A 16,990-nucleotide genomic window follows, 5' to 3' on the forward strand; every position below is an offset into this window, starting at 1 on the left:
ACCGGGGACGGAGCGCACATGAGCACCATCGGGAAACTGATCGGCTATGCCGCGATCCTGGCCGTCGCGCTGTTCGGCGCTTTCGGGATCGGCAAGGCGGTCGGCCCGGTCGGACCGACCGCAGGGGCAGAGGAACAGGACGGGGAGCAGCACGACATGGCAGCAGACGAACAGGCGGGCCACGGCGGAGACCATGCCGCTTCGGGCGTCACCCTGGACGCGGGCGGATACCGCCTCGGGCAGGTGAGCGCGCCTGGTGAGATCGGAGAAGCGGGCGAGATCGCGTTCACCGTCTTCGACGCCGTCGGTGCGGCGGTGACCGATTTCGAGGTCTCGCACGAGCAGGAGCTGCACCTGGTCGTGGTGCGCGCCGACGGGTCGCACTTCGAGCACGTCCACCCCGAGCGCGATGAGCAGGGCGAATGGACCCTGCCCTGGACGCCGAAGGCCGCGGGCACCTATCGCGTCTACGCGGACATCGTGCCTGCCGAGACCGGCGATCCGCTGACCCTGTCCTCGACCGTGCAGGTCGCCGGCGACTATCGGCCGGAGGCGTTCGAGGAGACCGTGACCACGGTGAGCGTCGACGGCTACGAGGTGAGCCTGGACGGCGAGCTGACCGCCGGAGAGGGTTCACCCGCGACCGTCAGCGTGACCCGTGACGGCGAGCCGGTGACCGAACTCGAGCCGTACATGGGGGCGTTCGGGCACCTGACGGGCCTGCGTCACGGCGATTTGGCATACCTGCACGTGCACCCGCACGGCGAGGAGCCGCAGCCGGGCGACGAGGGCGGCCCCGAGATCGAGTTCGAGATCACCGCTCCGACCGAGGGCCGGTATCTGCTGTACCTGGACTTCAAGGTCGACGGGCAGGTACATACTGCCGGATTCGTCGTGGATGCCCAGTCCGGCTCGCCGGATCACGACGGTGCCGATCACGGCAGCGGCAACGACAGCGGCGGGCACGAGCACGAGGAAGGAGACAGTCATGACCACGCCGAGTGAGGCGGCCGCCTCGGCCGAGGCCAACAGCGTCGAACTGCAGATCGGCGGCATGACCTGCGCCTCCTGCGCCAACCGCATCGAGCGGAAGCTCAACAAGCTCGACGGCGTCACGGCGACGGTCAACTACGCCACGGAGAAGGCGAAGGTCACCTATGCCGAGGGCGTCGAGCAGACCGCCCTGGTCGACGCGGTCGAGCAGGCCGGCTACACCGCGGCCCTGCCCAAGCCGAAGAAGCCGGCCGCAGACGCGGGGGCCGGCTCCGGCGGAGACCAGGCCGAGGAGGACGAGGAGGCTCCCGTGCGCGCCCTGCGCAACCGGGTGATCATCTCCGCGGTCCTGTCGGTCCCGGTCATCGCGATGGCGATGTTCCCCGCCCTGCAGTTCGACTTCTGGGGCTTCGCCTCGCTGGTGCTGGCAGCGCCTGTGATCGTGTGGGCGGGCTTCCCCTTCCACAGGGCCGCCTGGCAGAACCTCAAGCACGCCACCGCGACGATGGACACGCTCATCTCGATGGGCACCGGTGCCGCGCTGCTGTGGTCGCTGTACGCGCTGTTCTTCGGCACCGCCGGCGACCGCGGGGTGACCCATGCCTTCGAGTTCACGATCGGCGCCGGTCACGGCGGCGGGGCGAGCAACATCTACCTCGAGGTCGGCGCAGGCGTCATCACGTTCATCCTGCTGGGCCGCTACTTCGAGGCCCGCGCCAAGCGCCGCTCCGGCGCCGCGCTGCGGGCGCTCATGGAGCTCGGCGCCAAGGAGGTGTCGATCCTGCGGGACGGCCGCGAGGAGCGGGTGAGCATCGACGAGCTCGGCGTCGGCGACCGCTTTGTGGTCCGTCCCGGTGAGAAGATCGCCACCGACGGCCGCATCGTCGAGGGCTCCTCCGCCGTGGACGCCTCGATGGTGACCGGCGAGTCCGTGCCCGTCGAGGTCGGCCCCGGCGACGGGGTGGTCGGCGCGACGGTGAACGCCGGCGGCCGGCTGGTGGTCGAGGCCACCCGCGTGGGCGCCGACACCCAGCTGGCGCAGATGGCGAAGATGGTCGAGGACGCGCAGACCGGCAAGGCCAAGGCGCAGCGTCTGGCCGATACGATCTCGGGCATCTTCGTGCCCATCGTCATCGCCGTCGCGTTCGCGACCTTCGGGTTCTGGGCCGGTTCCGGCGACGCGATCTCAGCGGCCTTCACGGCGGCAGTCGCGGTGCTCATCATCGCCTGCCCCTGCGCCCTGGGTCTGGCCACGCCCACCGCTCTCATGGTCGGCACCGGCCGCGGCGCCCAGATGGGCATCCTCATCAAGGGCCCCGAGGTGCTGGAGACCACCCGCCGCGTCGACACCGTCGTGCTGGACAAGACCGGCACCGTCACGACCGGGCAGATGACCCTGCACGATGTCATCGTCGTCGACGGCGAGGACCCGGACCAGGTGCTGCGGCTGGCGGGTGCGCTGGAGGACTACTCCGAGCACCCCATCGCCCAGGCGATCGCGAAGGACGCCACTGCGAAGGTCGGTGAACTGCCCACGGTGGAGGACTTCGCCAATGTCGAGGGCCTCGGCGTGCAGGGCATGGTCAACGACAACGGCGAATCGCATGCCGTGCTGGTCGGCCGCCCGCGGCTGCTGGCCGACTGGTCACAGCACCTGACCCCGGAGCTCGAGGCCGCGATGCAGGCGGCTTCCGAGCAGGGCCGCACCGCCGTCGCGGTGGGCTGGGACGGCATGGCCCGAGGCGTGCTGGTGGTCGCGGACGCGATCAAGTCCACCTCGGCCCAGGCGATCAGCCAGTTCAAGGAACTGGGGCTGACCCCGATCCTGCTCACCGGCGACAACACCACTGTGGCTCGCTCGGTGGCCGCCGAGGTCGGCATCGACCCGGAGAACGTGATCGCCGAGGTGATGCCCACCGATAAGGTCGAGCAGATCACGCGGCTGCAGGGCGAGGGCAAGCGGGTTGCGATGGTCGGTGACGGCGTGAACGATGCTGCCGCCCTCGCTCAGGCCGATCTGGGCCTGTCGATGGGCACCGGCACCGATGTCGCCATCGAGGCCTCGGACCTGACGCTGGTTCGCGGCGACCTGCGGGCGGCGGCGGATGCGATCCGGCTCTCCCGCAAGACGCTGGGCACGATCAAGGGCAATCTGTTCTGGGCCTTCGCCTACAACACCGCACTGATCCCGGTCGCGGCCGTCGGTCTGCTCAACCCGATGCTGGCGGGTGCGGCGATGGCGTTCTCCTCGGTGTTCGTCGTCTCCAACAGCCTGCGGCTGCGGACGTTCAAGTCCCGCGCCGTCGACTCCACGCCGCAGCGCAGGGACCTCGAGGCGGTCACCGAGCCCGCGAACGCCTGAACGGTTACGCCGTCGACGTCCGGGCCGAGCAGTGTGCTCGGCCCGGACGTCACCTCATGCCGCGTTGCCCTACCAGGGGCGCCGCCCACTCGCCCACATGTGTGAAACAAGGAAGCAATGACTCCAAGCAACTCTGCCCGCGCGCACACGGACACCAACACCGCCAACGGCGGGATCGTCGTCCCGATGCTCACGATCATGGGCGCCCAGGCCCTGGGCGTCGCCAATGATGTCACCGCCAACGTCGGACTGCCGGCCATTCAGGCACACCTCGACCTGGGCGTGTCGACCCTGCCGTGGGTGGTCAACAGCTATATCCTCGTGTTCGGCGCGCTGCTGCTGCTCGGCGGCCGCGCGGGCGACATCTTCGGCCGCAAACGCGTCCTGCAGATCGGACTCGTCGTGTTCGCCGCCGGTGCGCTCCTCGGTGGCCTGGCAGGCGACGGCACGCTTGTCATTGCCGGTCGCGCCGTCCAGGGGCTCGGGGCCGCGCTGATCACCCCGAATGCGCTGGCGCTCATCACCTCGACCTTTTCCCCGGGCAAGACCCGCAACCTCGCGCTCGGTCTGTACGCGGCGATGGCCGGTGTCGGCCTCGCCAGCGGACTGCTGATCAGCGGCGTGCTCACCGGGGCACTCGGCTGGCGCTGGGTGTTCTTCTTCAACGTCCCCGTCGTCCTCCTCCTGCTGCTGGGTTCGCGTCGTCTGGTCGAGGCCGAGCGCCACACCGGAAAGCTCACCGCGGTCAGCGCGGCGCTGGGCACGGGGGCGATGGCTTCCCTGGTCTACGCAATCACCCGCGGTGGCGAGCACGGCTGGACCGATCCCGGCACTCTCGGCTTCCTCGGGGCATCGGTCGTGCTGCTGGCGGTGTTCCTGTTCGTCCAGTCGCGGGCGAAGGATCCGATGCTGCCGCTGCACATCTTCAAGAACCGCAACCGTTCCGGCGCCTACTTGGGCATGGTGCTGTTCGCCTCGGGGCCCTTGGGCATGTTCTACCTGCTCAACCTCTACATGCAGTACGTGCTCGACTACTCCCCCATGCGCACCGGCCTGTCCTGGCTGCCGTTCGCCATCGGCATCATGGCCGGCGCGATCCTCAGCTCCAAGCTCATCGCCGCGCTGGCGCCCCGGGCCATCATCGCCATCGGCGCCACCGTCATGGCGCTCGGGCTGCTGGCCCTGTCGATGGTCGGCACCGACAGCTCGTACTGGCTGCACCTCATGCCCGCGATCTTCGCCACCGGGCTCGGGTTCTCCCTCAACTTCGTGCCGCTGACCTCGGCTGCGGTCGAGAGCGTCGAGCAGGAGAACGCCGGCATCGCCTCGGCCCTGCTCAACACCGCACAGCAGACCGGGGCGGCGCTGGGCATGGCGGTGTTCTCCTCCATCGCGGTGGCCGTCACCACCGGCCGGCTCCCCGATGCGCTCGGGGCCCTCACCGCTGGGCGCGAGGCCGGTGACGGCGCGCTCGTCGCCGAGGCGAGCAGCGCCCTCGTGGACGGCTACTCCGCCGGCCTGCTCGCCGGTGCGATCATCATCGCCGTCGCCGCCGTCCTCACCGTGGTGATCATCGACGCCAAGCGACCGGCGGCCTCTGCGGAGGGCTCCGGCGAGCAGGGCTGAAGCGAGCAGAGCTGAGGACTGCGGGACCACGGTGAGCGGGGCAGATGCCGCCGAGAACGGGGACTCGTGCCCCGAGGTCGACGAACTCGAGGGGCTCTTCCTCACCCTCTCCGGAGGTCCGCCCATGCCCCCCTCCGCGGACGCCCCTCATGGACACCCGGTTCCACTCCGTGCCCACTCCCCCGAAACGCAAGGAGCGAAAGACCATGTGCAGAGCAGTCGCCTGCAAGATGTGCGGAAAGACGACCTGGGCCGGCTGTGGCCAGCACGTCGACTCCGTGAAGCAGACCGTGCCCGCGGGGCAGTGGTGCGGCGGGCACCAGGCGGAACCCCGCCGCAGCGATGGGGAGCCTCGCCGCAGCGGCGGGTTCCTCGCAACCCTGTTCGGACGTCGCTGATGAGTGCGCCGCAGCCGCGAACCTCCTCGGGCGGCGCAGCCGAGGACTGGGAATCGACGTACTTGGACTCGCCGCGCCTCTGGTCCGGTGAGCCCAATGCCGCGCTGGTCTCCGTGGTGAGCTCCCTCCCGGGGCCCGATGCCGCGGCCGGGCGCACCCGCTGCCTGGATCTGGGCAGCGGGGAGGGCGCCGATGCGCTGTGGCTGGCCGGTCTCGGCTGGCAGGTGACGGGCCTCGACATCGCCCCGACGGCGGTGGCGCGGGCTCGGGAGACCGCCCGCGGACGAGGCTTCAGCCCGCAGCAGGCCGACTTCCGCACCGCCGATCTCACCGTCTGGGAGCCGGAGGACGCCGAGTTCGGCCTTGTCACCGTCTCGTACCTGCACATGCCCGAGCACGCCGAGCGGATCTCGATCCTCCGCGCCGGGCTCCGCGCGCTGGCCCCGGGCGGGCGTCTCGTCAGCGTGGCGCACGTGAGCGCACCGCCCTGGGCCGATCCGCATGCCCAGCCCTGGTCCACCACGAGAATGCCGGAGCAGGAGCTCGAGCACCTCGCCCTCGACTGGGACGACTGGCAGGTGGAGGAGGCTGGACTGCGCATGCGGACCGTGACGGGGCCGGACGGTACGGGCGCGTCCCTCGACGACGGCGTCCTCGTGGTGCGCCGCCGCGCGTAGGGCAGGGCTCACCGCGTCCGCTCGGGGCGAGCGCAGCCCCCTGTTCTCCCTGGACGGCGGCCCGAACAGGCGGACCCCGGCCTGGGCGAGGGCTGCCGTCTGCTCGCGACCGGCGCCTGGAGCATCGCGCGTGCATGCGGCTTCGGCAGTTCAGCGGCGCTCCGCCAGGCATCCACCACGCCTGTACTCACGCAACACCGGTGCTGATCAGAGGCGGCGCTCGGAAGCTATGGAACTGTCCACCGCCCGCGCCTCGCGAACAGCATCCGCGAACTCCGCCTCAGAGACATCAACCAGCAGGTCGAGCGGCGACCGGTCGGCACCACCGGCGTCCTTCGGCAGACCGGGATGCGGCGTCTGCCACCAGTCCAGGAGCGCCCCTGCGACGCGGTTCGGGCTCAAATCGCCACAGGACGAGGAGAGTTCTCTGTTGATTTCGGCAAGCGCATCGATGATCTTTCCGTCGCGAAACTGGAAGGCAGGGTAGAACTTCGTCCGCCCCAGCTCGATCTCGATCACGACCCGGTGCTTGAGGTAGGTCCGCAGCAGTGATTTCTGCGCTCCTCGCTTTGCCGCCGCGAATTGCTCCGGTGTCCGCGATTCAGGCTTGGGTGTCGGCTTCGCAGCAGTCAGCACTGCACGGGCCTGCGAAGCAGACAGGCTCTCCACCCGGTCAAGTAGGCTCGCAGTCACCATCGGCTCACGGTCAAGCGCGAAGCTCCGGTCCCAGACGGGGCTGTTCCTCCAGTCTTCCGGGAACCCGAGCTGGTCAGCGTGCTCGCTGCATAGAAAACCAAGAGAATTAGCCTCTACAAAACCCGGGGCTTGACACCCTGGCCCAGGCCAAGGGACGCACCCACCACGACCAGCATGCCCAAGCCGGTCAGCTCACCGGGCAACCGGAGGAAACAGCTGAGGCAACGACCAACTCATCCGGAGGTCTTGACGTGAGGCATCACGTGCACCGACGAGGCCCATGAAGGCTGCCCTCGAAGTGCAGGGGCGCGCCTCACACAGCTCCGCCCGCAGACAAGCGGAAGCCCCCGGTTTCCCGGGGGCTTCCAGCTGCGGAGGATAGGGGATTTGAACCCCTGAGGGCGTTAACCCAACACGCGTTCCAGGCGTGCGCCATAGGCCGCTAGGCGAATCCTCCGAGAAGAACTGTACACGAGCCCGCCTCGGCCGGGCCAATCAGCACAGGGCGAGCTGAGTCACACTCCCGTCAGGCCTCGGACACCTCCAGGACACCCACCGGCACACTCCGACTGCACACCTCATCCGCACAGCACACCACCAAATCGTCCGAACGTACGATAAGGTCCGACCATGGGAGCAGAGCCGCTTTCGCCCCTTCCCCGGGAGCCGCAGACACCGCACGTCTGGCCGCTGTACGTCGCGACGTTCCTGTCGACGTACGTCTTCAGCGTCGCGAACATCGCAGCGCCCGGCATCCAGGCGGACATGCAGCTCCACGGCTCCACCACCACGCTCGTCATTGGCGCGTACGCGGTCTCCTTCACCTCGGGCCTCATCATCTGCGGCCGCCTCGGCGATGCCTACGGGCGCAGGCGCCTGTTCCGCATCGGCATCTCCGCGATCCTCGTCACCGCCGCGCTCACCGCCCTCGCGCCCACCCCCGGACTGCTCATCCTCGGCAGACTCCTCCAGGGCTGCGCCGCCGCCCTCACCACCCCGCAGATCCTCTCCAGCATCCAGGCCGTCCTCCACGGCAGAGCTCGCAGCCGGGCCATCAGCCTCTACGCCGTCTGCGCCGGCGCCGGGACCATCGGCGGCAACGTCCTGGGCGGCGGAGTCATCAGCGCCGTCCCTCCGCACCTGGGCTGGCGCTCGGCCCTCATGAGCATCGCCGTCATCGCTTTCATCGCATGGCTGGGCTCCCGCCACCTCACGGAATCCCGCTCACCGAACCCGGAGGGCTTCGACTTCCCCGGCTCCGCGATCGTCGCCGCCACCCTCATGTGCCTCATCACCGGACTGACCAGCATCGCGGCCATCGACCCCCTCCGGCCGCTGGCAGCCCCCGGCGCATTCGCACTCACCCTCACGCTCCTCACAGCGGCCGCGGTCGGCGCCTGCCTCCTCCGCCTCCACCTCCGGAGGCGCGAGGCCGCCGCACGCCCCTCGATCCTCCCCCTCACCGTCATCCGCGTCCCCGCCGTCGCGATCGGCATGGCGCTCGCGATGCTGTTCTTCCTCATGCTCGCCTCGTACATGTACAACTACGCGATCCTCACGCAGGAGGGCCTCGGCATCACGCCCCTTCTCGCAGGCGTGGGCCTCATCGTCAACGGCGGCGCCTTCATCGCCGTCTCCCTCTTCGCCGGAAGCCTGCAGCGCCGCTTCGGCACCCGCATCATGGTCGTCGGAGCCTGCGTGCAGGCAGCCGGCTTCGCCGCGCTCGCCGTACTCGCCTTCGTCCAGGCGGAGCCCTTCCTGCTCTGGTTCCAGCTCACGGCGCTGCTCACCGGCGGCGGACAGGGCCTCATGTTCGGCCCGCTCGTCTCCGTCGTCATGAACCACGTGCCGGATTCCGTCGCAGGCCTCACCGGCGGCCTCATCGCCACCTCTCAGCAGGGCGGGATGGGCGTGGGAATCGCCACCCTGGCCACCCTCTTCACCGTCCTCACGCACAGCCTCCCCATCCCCCTCGCCTTCGCCTGGACCACCGCCGTCACGGTCCTCGTCTCCCTCGCGTTCGCGGTCCTCGTCACCCGACTGGACCGCCGAGGCTGACCCCGCCCGGGCTCCGCGCCACCGCACAGCGAGGGGAGAGAGCGTCCGCCGAGGCGAGGAGGCCCCACTTTGGTTCATTCTGGTCAGACCGAGATCATCACAATTCGTTAACGGGAAACACCGCCTGTTCCTCGTGAAACCGCAGTTCAGCCCTTCTGCGAGTGGCATCGGACACCGCAGAGGTCCGCTCACATCACGATCCGGACACCGCGCACTCTGCGGAGGAGACAGAACGGTCATCCCCGCGTCGTAGCATCTTCGGAGCCGAATCGTATTCCGGAGGTCATTGGTGCGCCGTCGTCCCCTCTCTGCTCTCGCCGCCCTCGGCGCGAGCGCCCTCATCCTCTCCGCATGCACGCCCGCTCCCACGGAGCGCGGCGAATCCGGCTCGGGCGGAACCGCCGCCGAGGCCGCCCCCGTCGTCACCGTCGCCAACGAGGCGCTCGGCGAAGGCGCTGCTGCGGCCGGATCCACAGCGGAGAGCGCATCCGCCGAGGCCGAATCCGCTGATTCCGCAGCCTCCGCGACCGAGCCCGCCGACGCCTCGGGCACGGAGACAGCCGAAGACTCCGGAGACATGACGATCGCCGCCGGCGAACCGCTCGAGCTCACCGTCGAGGGCGGCGAGTTCGCCGAGGTCGAGCTCATCGACCTCGACCACGAGACCGTCCCCGTGGACACCGGCTCGCTCGGCGCTGCAGATGCGGAGGCGGCCTCCGATGCCCCGTCCGCCTCCGCCGAGCACTCCGATGCCGAGGCCGCCGAGCAGGGCGAGGACTCCTCCGCCGCGGCACAGGCCGGCGGCACCGTGGACGCGGAGACACCCGATGCGGCGGATGAGGAGTCACCCGCGAACGGCGAGGCGACCTCGGAGGCCCCCGCCGGCGGCTCGAGCACGGACTGGGCGTCCTCGGCCGACCTCGTCACCGGCGCCTCCTACCAGTGGACGGCCACGACGGTCGCCCCCGACGGCAGCGAGCACACCTCCACCGGCACCGTCACCACTCCCGAGACCACGGCGGTCGAGGAGCTCACCGCCAAGACCGTGATCTCCGACGGCGAGACCGTGGGCATCGGCGCCCCCGTCATCGTCATGTTCAACTCGACGATCCCCGAGTCCGCCCGCGATGACATCGAGGCCCGCCTCAGCGTCGAGGTCACGGACGAGGACGGCGAACCCGTCGAGGTCGAGGGCTCCTGGGGCTGGCTCTACGACACCGACGGCATCAGCCGCGTCCACTACCGGCCCAAGGAGTTCTGGCCCGCGCACGTGGACGTGTCCGTGAACCTCCCGCTCGAAGGGGTGGAGTACTCGGACCGCTGGTACGGCAAGGAGGACGTCGCCCTCGACTTCGAGGTGGGCCGCGATCAGCGCGTCACCGCGGATGCCCAGACCCACCGCATGAAGATCGAGCGCGACGGGGAGGAGATCGTCGACTGGCCCACCTCGCTCGGCTCGCCGCAGGCGCCGTCCTACAACGGCACGCACGTCGTCATGTCCAAGCACGCCCACTACGTCATGACCTCGGAGCAGTGGAACTACGAGACGCCCACCAACTGGGCCGTGCGCATCCACAACAACGGCGAGTTCATCCACGGGGCGCCCTGGTCGGCGGGCTCGCAGGGCCGGGCGAACGTCTCCCACGGCTGCATCAACCTCACCGATGAGCGCGCCAAGGAGTACTACGACATGGCGCTCTACGGCGACCCCGTCGAGATCACCGGATCCTCCGTGGATCTCAGCACCGAGCACTCGGACATCTCCGACTGGGTCTACGACTGGGACGAGTGGCAGGAGCTCTCGGCCCTGAGCTGAGGCTCGGCCCTGGTTGCCCCCTTCCCCCCTTCCTCCCCCTCTCCTCCCCCGTCGAGTGAGCGTTTTCTGTCGGATTCAGGCCGTGAATCCGACAGGAAGTGCTCACTCGGCGGATGAGGCGCAAGGCCACAGGCGCACGAGGTCTCAGGCACGCGAAGCACGGGCGACCGGACATGACCCTATGCATAGGGTGGGAAATAGATGGCAGGTTCTGCACTCTCGACTGGTGACCTGGAATGGCGAGAGCGCACGGCGCTTCGGAGCGACCCTTCGTCGGATGCGGCAGGAGCACGGACTCTCCCAGGAGGCCCTGGCATTTCAGGCCGGGGTGACGAAGAACCAGGTCCAGCTCATCGAGAGCGGGCGCTCTTCGGGACGCAAGGATGCCGACGGCCCGTCAAACCCCAAGATCTCCACCCTCGTCGGCTTCGCAACCGCCCTGGGCGTCAGGGCATCGTCGCTCCTCGACGAAGCCGGCCTGTGACCCCAGCCGGGTCCGGCTCACAAGAACACCTCTCGCACGAGCACGGCTCCCAGGAACGCCGCTCACCGGCTCGGACGCCATCGGCAGCCAATCGAAAGTGAAGTCGACTTCATTTTTTCCGCCGAACCTCTTGTTTTCTCATATTCCATCTATATAGGGTTGACACAGCTTCCAAAACCGCTCTGAAGCACTTGGCGGCCGTGATCCTCCACCGCGGAGCGCGGTCCCGGGAGGCCCGAGAGATCAACGACGATCCCACAGGGCCGCTCGCACACCCATGACGATCTGAGAGCCCGAGTCCGTGCACACCTGTGCCCCGGCTCGGCGGAACTGGAGTGTCCATGTCCCGCTTCGCCCGCATCTCGCTCGCCGCAGGAGCTGCGGCAGCACTCTCCCTGAGTGCCTGCTCCTCCGGTGATCCCGCCTCGGCCGATGAGATCAGCAGCCTCAGCTTCGGTGTGGTCCCCTCCGACAGCGCCGAATCGACCTATGACAACTGGGGCCTCTTCATCGAACTCGCGGAGGAGGAGCTCGGCGTCGAGATCGAACTCTTCGAGGCCACGGCGAATCCCGCGGTCATCGAGTCCGCGATCGCCGGCAACCTCGACATGGTCTACCAGGGACCGATGGGAACCATGCTGATGCAGGACAGCGGAGCACCCCTCCGCACTGTCGGGAACGTGAACTACGGACCTCAGGAACCGCCCGGCGAAACCATCGGCGTGGTGCTCGCCGACAGCCACTACACCGATCTGTCAGACCTGGTGGGTGAGGACGTGTGCTTCAACAACCCGGCATCGACCACCGGATACCTCTACCCTGCCAACGGCTTCCTCCAGCTGGGCATCGATCCGGAGACGGACATCAACGCGATCTTCGTCGGGGACCACCAGTCGGTGGTGCGCACGGTCTTCGAGGGCGAATGCGCCGCCGGCTTCAGCTTCAGGCAGATGGTCGAAGAGACCGTCCCCAAGCAGAACGACGACATCGAGGCCGAGGACTTCCGGAGGATCTGGGAGGCGGAGACCATCGGCGGCGGCATCACGATCTCGACCGAGCTGCCGGAGGAGATGCAGGAGCGGCTGTCAGATTTCCTCCTCAGCACCAACGGCGACAACATTCCCGAAGGCTATGAGTGCCCGGAGCGGCTCGAGAGGACGCACGCGGACGGAACTCCCTACTGCGGGCTGTTCTCCACCTTCTGGGGCATGAGCGAGGTGGACGGCGACTACTGGGACCCCGCACGCGAGATCTGCGCAGCGACCGAGGCCCCCGCCTGCCAGGGCAGCTAGCCCCGGCCGATCCAGCAGCAGACCCCGATGACGCAGTCCCCGAAGCAGATGGGCGGAGACAACCATGCCGAGTACGACTGACAGGAACAGCCGGCAGACAGATTCCCGGGTCGGCCCTGAGAACGAATTTGCGGTGCGGATCCGCAATGTGACGAAGGAATTCACCGGAGGGGCCGTCCGCGCGCTCAACGACATCACGCTGGATGTGCCCACCGGGCAGCGCCTCGTCCTCATGGGCCTCTCGGGATCCGGCAAGTCCACCACGCTGAGGCTGATCAATGCCCTCGCCGAACCCACCCGGGGAGAGGTCGAGGTGCTGGGCCAGAACCCCTCCGGACTGAGCAGCCGGGAGCTGCGGCAGTTCCGCAGGCAGATCGGCTTCGTCTTCCAGCACTTCAACCTGGTGGGGCGGGCGAGCGCGCTGGAGAACGTGCTGGTCGGCGCGCTCGGCGGTCTCCGCGGACCTCGGTACGGCATCATGACCTACCCAGACAGCCTCCGCCGGGAGGCGCTCCGCCAGCTGGAGCGCGTGGGGCTCGCGGACAAGGCCTTCCAGCGGGCCAGCACCCTCTCCGGCGGGCAGCAGCAGAGGGTCGGAATCGCCCGGGCTCTCCTGCAACGTCCCAAGATCGTGCTCGCGGACGAACCCGTCGCCTCGCTGGACCCCGAGTCGTCGCGCCAGATCATGGACCTCCTCTTCGAGGTCTGCGATCAGGACGGACTCACCGTCATCTGCAATCTGCACCAGATGGAGATCGCGCTCGGCTGGGCCGACCGGATGGTGGGGCTGCGCAGCGGCGAGATCATCCTCGACCGGGATGCGCGAACCCTGACGCCGGAGGACGTCTCGGAGATCTACGCGCAGGCACAGCCCCAGGCGGCATCATGACCGCGCAGCTCACTCCCCGCGCCGACGGTCGCCCCGATTCCGGCCGGATCCGCAGGCCTCCGGATCCCCGGCGCCGCCGCCTCGCCTCCATCGCAGCGGTGATCGCCGCGCTGTTCCTCGTGGCGGTATGGCAGACCGGGTTCACTCCCTGGGCTCTGTTCGGTCGCATGGACGCGATCGGCAACCTCCTCGGGCGCATGCTGCCGCCCAGCTTCGTGGACTGGCCGCGGTACGTCTCCGCCGTCGCAGAGACGCTCTGGATGGTGATCGCGGGCACCTCGATCGCACTCGTCCTCGCAGTTCCCGTCTCTGTTCTGGCAGCCCGGAACACCACGACCGGACCCATCGCATACAACGTCTGCCGATTCATCATCACCGTGACCCGGGCGGTCCCCTCACTCGTCCTGGCGCTCATCTTCGTCCGCGCGATGGGCATCGGCCCCGCTGCCGGCGTGCTCGCCATGGGCATCAGCTCCGTGGGCATGATCGGCAAGTTCTTCAGCGATCGCATCGAGGAGATCGACATGGGGCTGGTGGAGGCCGTGCGGGCCTCAGGGGCCGGCCGCCTCCAGGTCTTCACCGCCGCGGTGCTGCCGCAGGTGCTCACCAACTGGATATCCCTGGCGCTGTACCGGCTGGACATCAACCTCAGGAACTCCGTCGTCCTCGGCTTCGTGGGGGCCGGAGGCATCGGCCTGGAGCTGCAGCGGGTGCAGGGGCAGCTGGTGTACAGCCGCGTCCTGGCGATCGCGCTGATCATCCTCGTCCTCGTGATCATCACCGAGCGGATCTCGCTGCTGGCCCGCCGTGCGATCCAGGACGAGGACACTCCCCGGGAGAACCCCTTCTCCCTGCGGGCCCGGCTCCGCGCACACAGGCAGAAGCGGAAGGGCACCTCGGCGGCGGAGTCCGAGGCCGGTTCCGGAACGGTGAAGACGGAGGTCTCAGCTAAGGCGCGCACCGCCACTCCCGACCAGCCCGCGCGCATCTCCGTGGGCTGGTACGCCGGGCGGATCAGGCGGTGGACCATGGCACTGCTGGCGATCGCGGCCGTCATCAGCAGCTTCGCGATCCTGCAGTTCGGGCCCATCAGGCTGATCACGGCCATCGGGGACATCGTCCCCTACGTCGCCGCGATGTTCCCGCCGGACTTCGTCTCGAACTTCGGCCGGCACCTCGATCTCCTCCTGGAGACGATCTGGATGGCGATCGCGGCCACCGTGCTGGGCATGCTCATCTCCCTCCCCATCGGGATCCTCGGAGCCCGCAACGCGACCGTGCACCGGCACGCGGCGGCCGTCGCCAGGACCCTCACGATGCTCGTCCGCGGCATGCCCGACATGGTCATCGCGATCATCTTCGTCGCCGCGGTGGGGCTGGGGCCCCTCGCCGGAGTCATGGCGCTGACGATCGGCTCGATCGGCATGGCCGGCAAGCTCATCGCCGACGCCATCGAGGACACCGACCTGGAGGGGCAGGGAGAGGCGATGAAGGCCAGCGGCACCACATGGCTGCAGCGCACCTTCACCTCGACGATACCCACCACCATGCCGGCGATCGTCGGAGTCGGCCTGTTCATGTTCGACGTCTTCATCCGGGCCGCCACGATCATCGGGATCGTGGGCGCCGGCGGGATCGGCCTCGCGCTCGAGGGTTCGTTCCGCTCACGCGACCTCGATCAGACGCTCGCCCTGGTCATCATGATCTTCCTCATCATCTACGGCACGGAGAAGCTCTCGGCCTGGATCCGGAGGCAGATCCTGTGAGGCCCCGCATCGCACACGGAAGGAAGCATCCTCGCACATGAGCACAAGACTGATACTCCTCAGACATGCGGAGACGGAGGCGAACGTCCGCCGGGTGGTCGACACCCGGCCGCCTGGAGCGCCTCTGACGGCGCTCGGCCGGGACCAGGCCGACGAGTTCGCCGGCTACGCGCAGAGCCTCGCCTGTCGAGCCCTGGTCACCTCGACCGCGCTGCGCGCACAGCAGACTGCGGACTCCATCGCCCGTGCCCTCGGGATCCCCGCCCGGGTGGCCGACGGCCTCCACGAGGTTCAGGCCGGGGACTTCGAGGGGAGGACGGACGAGACCGCCATCCAGGCCTACTACGACCTGTTCGCCGCATGGATGAGGGGTGAGTACGACCGGAAGCTGCCGGGTGGGGAGACGGGTCACGAGGTCCTGGAGAGGTACCTGCCCGTGATCGAGGACCTCCGCAGGCACCACTTCGAAGTCGCCGGCGCCACCGAGGCCTCGGGCACGGGAGCCCGCACGGGCACGGGCGCTGACGTGCCGGCCGAGGCCGCGGGCACCGTCGTGATCGTGAGCCACGGCGCCGTCATCAGGTTCATCGCCTCCCACCTCACTGGCTTCCATGCCGGGCTCGCCTCGGCGGAGAGGATGCCGAACACGGGTGGGATCGAGCTGATCCCTTCGGACACCGGCTGGGAGCCCCTCCGCTGGGGGCATCTGCTGCCCCCGGGAGACGGCGACCGAGCACAGCCGCACCCGGCTGCAGAAGCCGCCCGGGCAATGGGCTGACCCGGACGGGGAAACGCACACACCCATCCGGCCGAACCGACAGGAGATCACCATGTCCCGCACCACCCGCCCCCTGCTCGCCGCGGGAGCAGCAGCCGCTCTCTGTCTCGCGGGCTGCTCCGCCGATGATCCTGCCGCCGCAGACGAGATCACCACCCTGAGCTTCGGCACCGTCCCCTCCGACTCCGCCGACCGCACGTACGAGCTCTGGAGCATCTTCCTCGAACTGGCCGAGGAGGAGCTGGACGTCGAGATCGAGCTCTTCGAGGCCACCGCCGCGCCCGCCGTCATCGAAGCGGCAGTGGCGGGGGACCTCGACCTGGTATTCATGGGCCCGCTCGGCAGCATGCTCATGCTGGACCGCGGAGCGCCCGTCACGACGGTCGGCTATGCGAGCGGCAGTCCCCAGATGCCGCCGATGGAATCCGTCGCCGTGACGCGCTCGGACAGCGGGATCACCGACCTCGGCGAACTCGCTGGGCTGGACGTGTGCTTCAACAACCCCTCTTCGACGAGCGGCTATCTGTTCCCCGCCACAGGGCTCAGCGAGCATGGGATCGACCCGGAAGAGGACATCAATGCGATCTTCGTGGGCGATCACCGCTCAGTCATGAACACCGTCTTCGAAGGAGAGTGCGCGGCCGGATTCACGTTCGCTCAGCTGGCTGAGAGGACCTTCGCCGAGGACAACGATCACGTGGAGCAGAGCGATTTCACCACCCTCTGGCGGACCGAGACCCTCGAGAGCGGGGTGCTGATGTCCACGGAGCTCCCCGAGGAGATGCAGGAGCGGATCACCGATTTCCTCTTCAGCATCAACGGCGACACCGTCTACGAAGCGCAGGGCTGCGAGGTGGACAGTCTCCTCATGGACCACCCCGACGGCACGCAGTACTGCGCCGTCTTCGGCACGTTCTGGGGTATGGCGGAAGCCGACGACAGCTACTGGGCCCGTGCACGGGAGGTGTGCGAGGCAACCGATGCGCCCGCATGCCAGTGAACCGGTGTCCCAGGCCCCATCAGGTGAGCACTCCCTGTCGGATCTGAGCCGCAGGACCGACAGAAAGCGCTCACCCGGCGGATGAAGCGGCGCTCCCTCCGCCCGGAGCAGAACGTCTCTGCTCCGGGCGGATCCGCATTCACGGTCCGCACGGA

13 protein-coding genes and 1 tRNA gene are annotated in these 16,990 nt (G+C 68.7%); 12 read left to right on the forward strand and 2 right to left on the reverse strand.

What is annotated here, in order from left to right; translation table 11 throughout:
* The first annotated feature begins 18 nt into the window (after positions 1-18).
* The 4 genes from K318_RS23055 (at position 19) to K318_RS0117655 (ending at position 6,056) form a co-directional block, all read left to right on the forward strand.
* A complete protein-coding gene (locus K318_RS23055) occupies positions 19-1,005 on the forward strand; it encodes a hypothetical protein (protein ID WP_051298180.1) in 987 nt (328 codons plus the stop codon).
* Positions 989-3,355: a heavy metal translocating P-type ATPase gene (locus K318_RS23060; RefSeq protein ID WP_051298181.1), complete on the forward strand. Its 2,367-nt coding sequence runs from the start codon at positions 989-991 to the stop codon at positions 3,353-3,355. The genes K318_RS23055 and K318_RS23060 overlap by 17 nt, the downstream gene beginning before the upstream one ends.
* Before the next feature lie 117 nt (positions 3,356-3,472).
* Positions 3,473-4,981: an MFS transporter gene (locus K318_RS23065; protein WP_035282256.1), complete on the forward strand. Its 1,509-nt coding sequence runs from the start codon at positions 3,473-3,475 to the stop codon at positions 4,979-4,981.
* 397 nt (positions 4,982-5,378) lie between these two features.
* A complete protein-coding gene (locus K318_RS0117655) occupies positions 5,379-6,056 on the forward strand; it encodes a class I SAM-dependent methyltransferase (RefSeq protein ID WP_029090456.1) in 678 nt (225 codons plus the stop codon).
* A gap of 207 nt (positions 6,057-6,263) precedes the next feature.
* Here K318_RS0117655 and K318_RS24900 read toward each other — a convergent pair whose 3' ends face one another.
* Positions 6,264-6,752: a hypothetical protein gene (locus K318_RS24900; RefSeq protein ID WP_156914094.1), complete on the reverse strand. Its 489-nt coding sequence runs from the start codon at positions 6,750-6,752 to the stop codon at positions 6,264-6,266.
* 372 nt (positions 6,753-7,124) lie between these two features.
* Positions 7,125-7,209, reverse strand: a tRNA-Ser gene (locus K318_RS0117665).
* A 173-nt stretch (positions 7,210-7,382) separates the two neighbouring features.
* Here K318_RS0117665 and K318_RS0117670 point away from each other — a divergent pair.
* The 8 genes from K318_RS0117670 to K318_RS0117705 all read left to right on the forward strand — a co-directional run bounded on the left by K318_RS0117670 (position 7,383) and on the right by K318_RS0117705 (position 16,835).
* On the forward strand, positions 7,383-8,810 hold the full coding sequence (locus K318_RS0117670) for an MFS transporter (protein ID WP_029090458.1): 1,428 nt from the start codon (positions 7,383-7,385) through the stop codon (positions 8,808-8,810).
* A 289-nt stretch (positions 8,811-9,099) separates the two neighbouring features.
* Complete coding sequence (locus tag K318_RS0117675) at positions 9,100-10,626, forward strand: L,D-transpeptidase (protein WP_051298182.1); 1,527 nt, start codon at positions 9,100-9,102, stop codon at positions 10,624-10,626.
* Positions 10,627-10,852: 226 nt separating this feature from the next.
* Complete coding sequence (locus K318_RS0117680; protein WP_211233355.1) at positions 10,853-11,110, forward strand: helix-turn-helix domain-containing protein; 258 nt, start codon at positions 10,853-10,855, stop codon at positions 11,108-11,110.
* Positions 11,111-11,451: 341 nt separating this feature from the next.
* Positions 11,452-12,402: a phosphate/phosphite/phosphonate ABC transporter substrate-binding protein gene (locus K318_RS0117685; RefSeq protein WP_029090461.1), complete on the forward strand. Its 951-nt coding sequence runs from the start codon at positions 11,452-11,454 to the stop codon at positions 12,400-12,402.
* 64 nt (positions 12,403-12,466) lie between these two features.
* A complete protein-coding gene (gene phnC, locus K318_RS0117690) occupies positions 12,467-13,291 on the forward strand; it encodes a phosphonate ABC transporter ATP-binding protein (protein WP_029090462.1) in 825 nt (274 codons plus the stop codon).
* Positions 13,288-15,057, forward strand: a complete 1,770-nt coding sequence (gene phnE, locus K318_RS23075) for a phosphonate ABC transporter, permease protein PhnE (protein WP_051298184.1) — start codon at positions 13,288-13,290, stop codon at positions 15,055-15,057. Before phnC ends, phnE begins: the two co-directional genes overlap by 4 nt.
* Positions 15,058-15,094: 37 nt before the next feature.
* The gene (locus K318_RS0117700) at positions 15,095-15,835 is read left to right on the forward strand and encodes a histidine phosphatase family protein (RefSeq protein WP_029090463.1); all 741 of its coding nucleotides are present in this window, start codon (positions 15,095-15,097) and stop codon (positions 15,833-15,835) included.
* 52 nt (positions 15,836-15,887) lie between these two features.
* A complete protein-coding gene (locus K318_RS0117705; RefSeq protein ID WP_029090464.1) occupies positions 15,888-16,835 on the forward strand; it encodes a phosphate/phosphite/phosphonate ABC transporter substrate-binding protein in 948 nt (315 codons plus the stop codon).
* The last annotated feature ends 155 nt before the right edge of the window (positions 16,836-16,990 follow it).

This window comes from Brevibacterium album DSM 18261 (genome assembly GCF_000426445.1).
Taxonomy (GTDB): domain Bacteria; phylum Actinomycetota; class Actinomycetes; order Actinomycetales; family Brevibacteriaceae; genus Brevibacterium; species Brevibacterium album.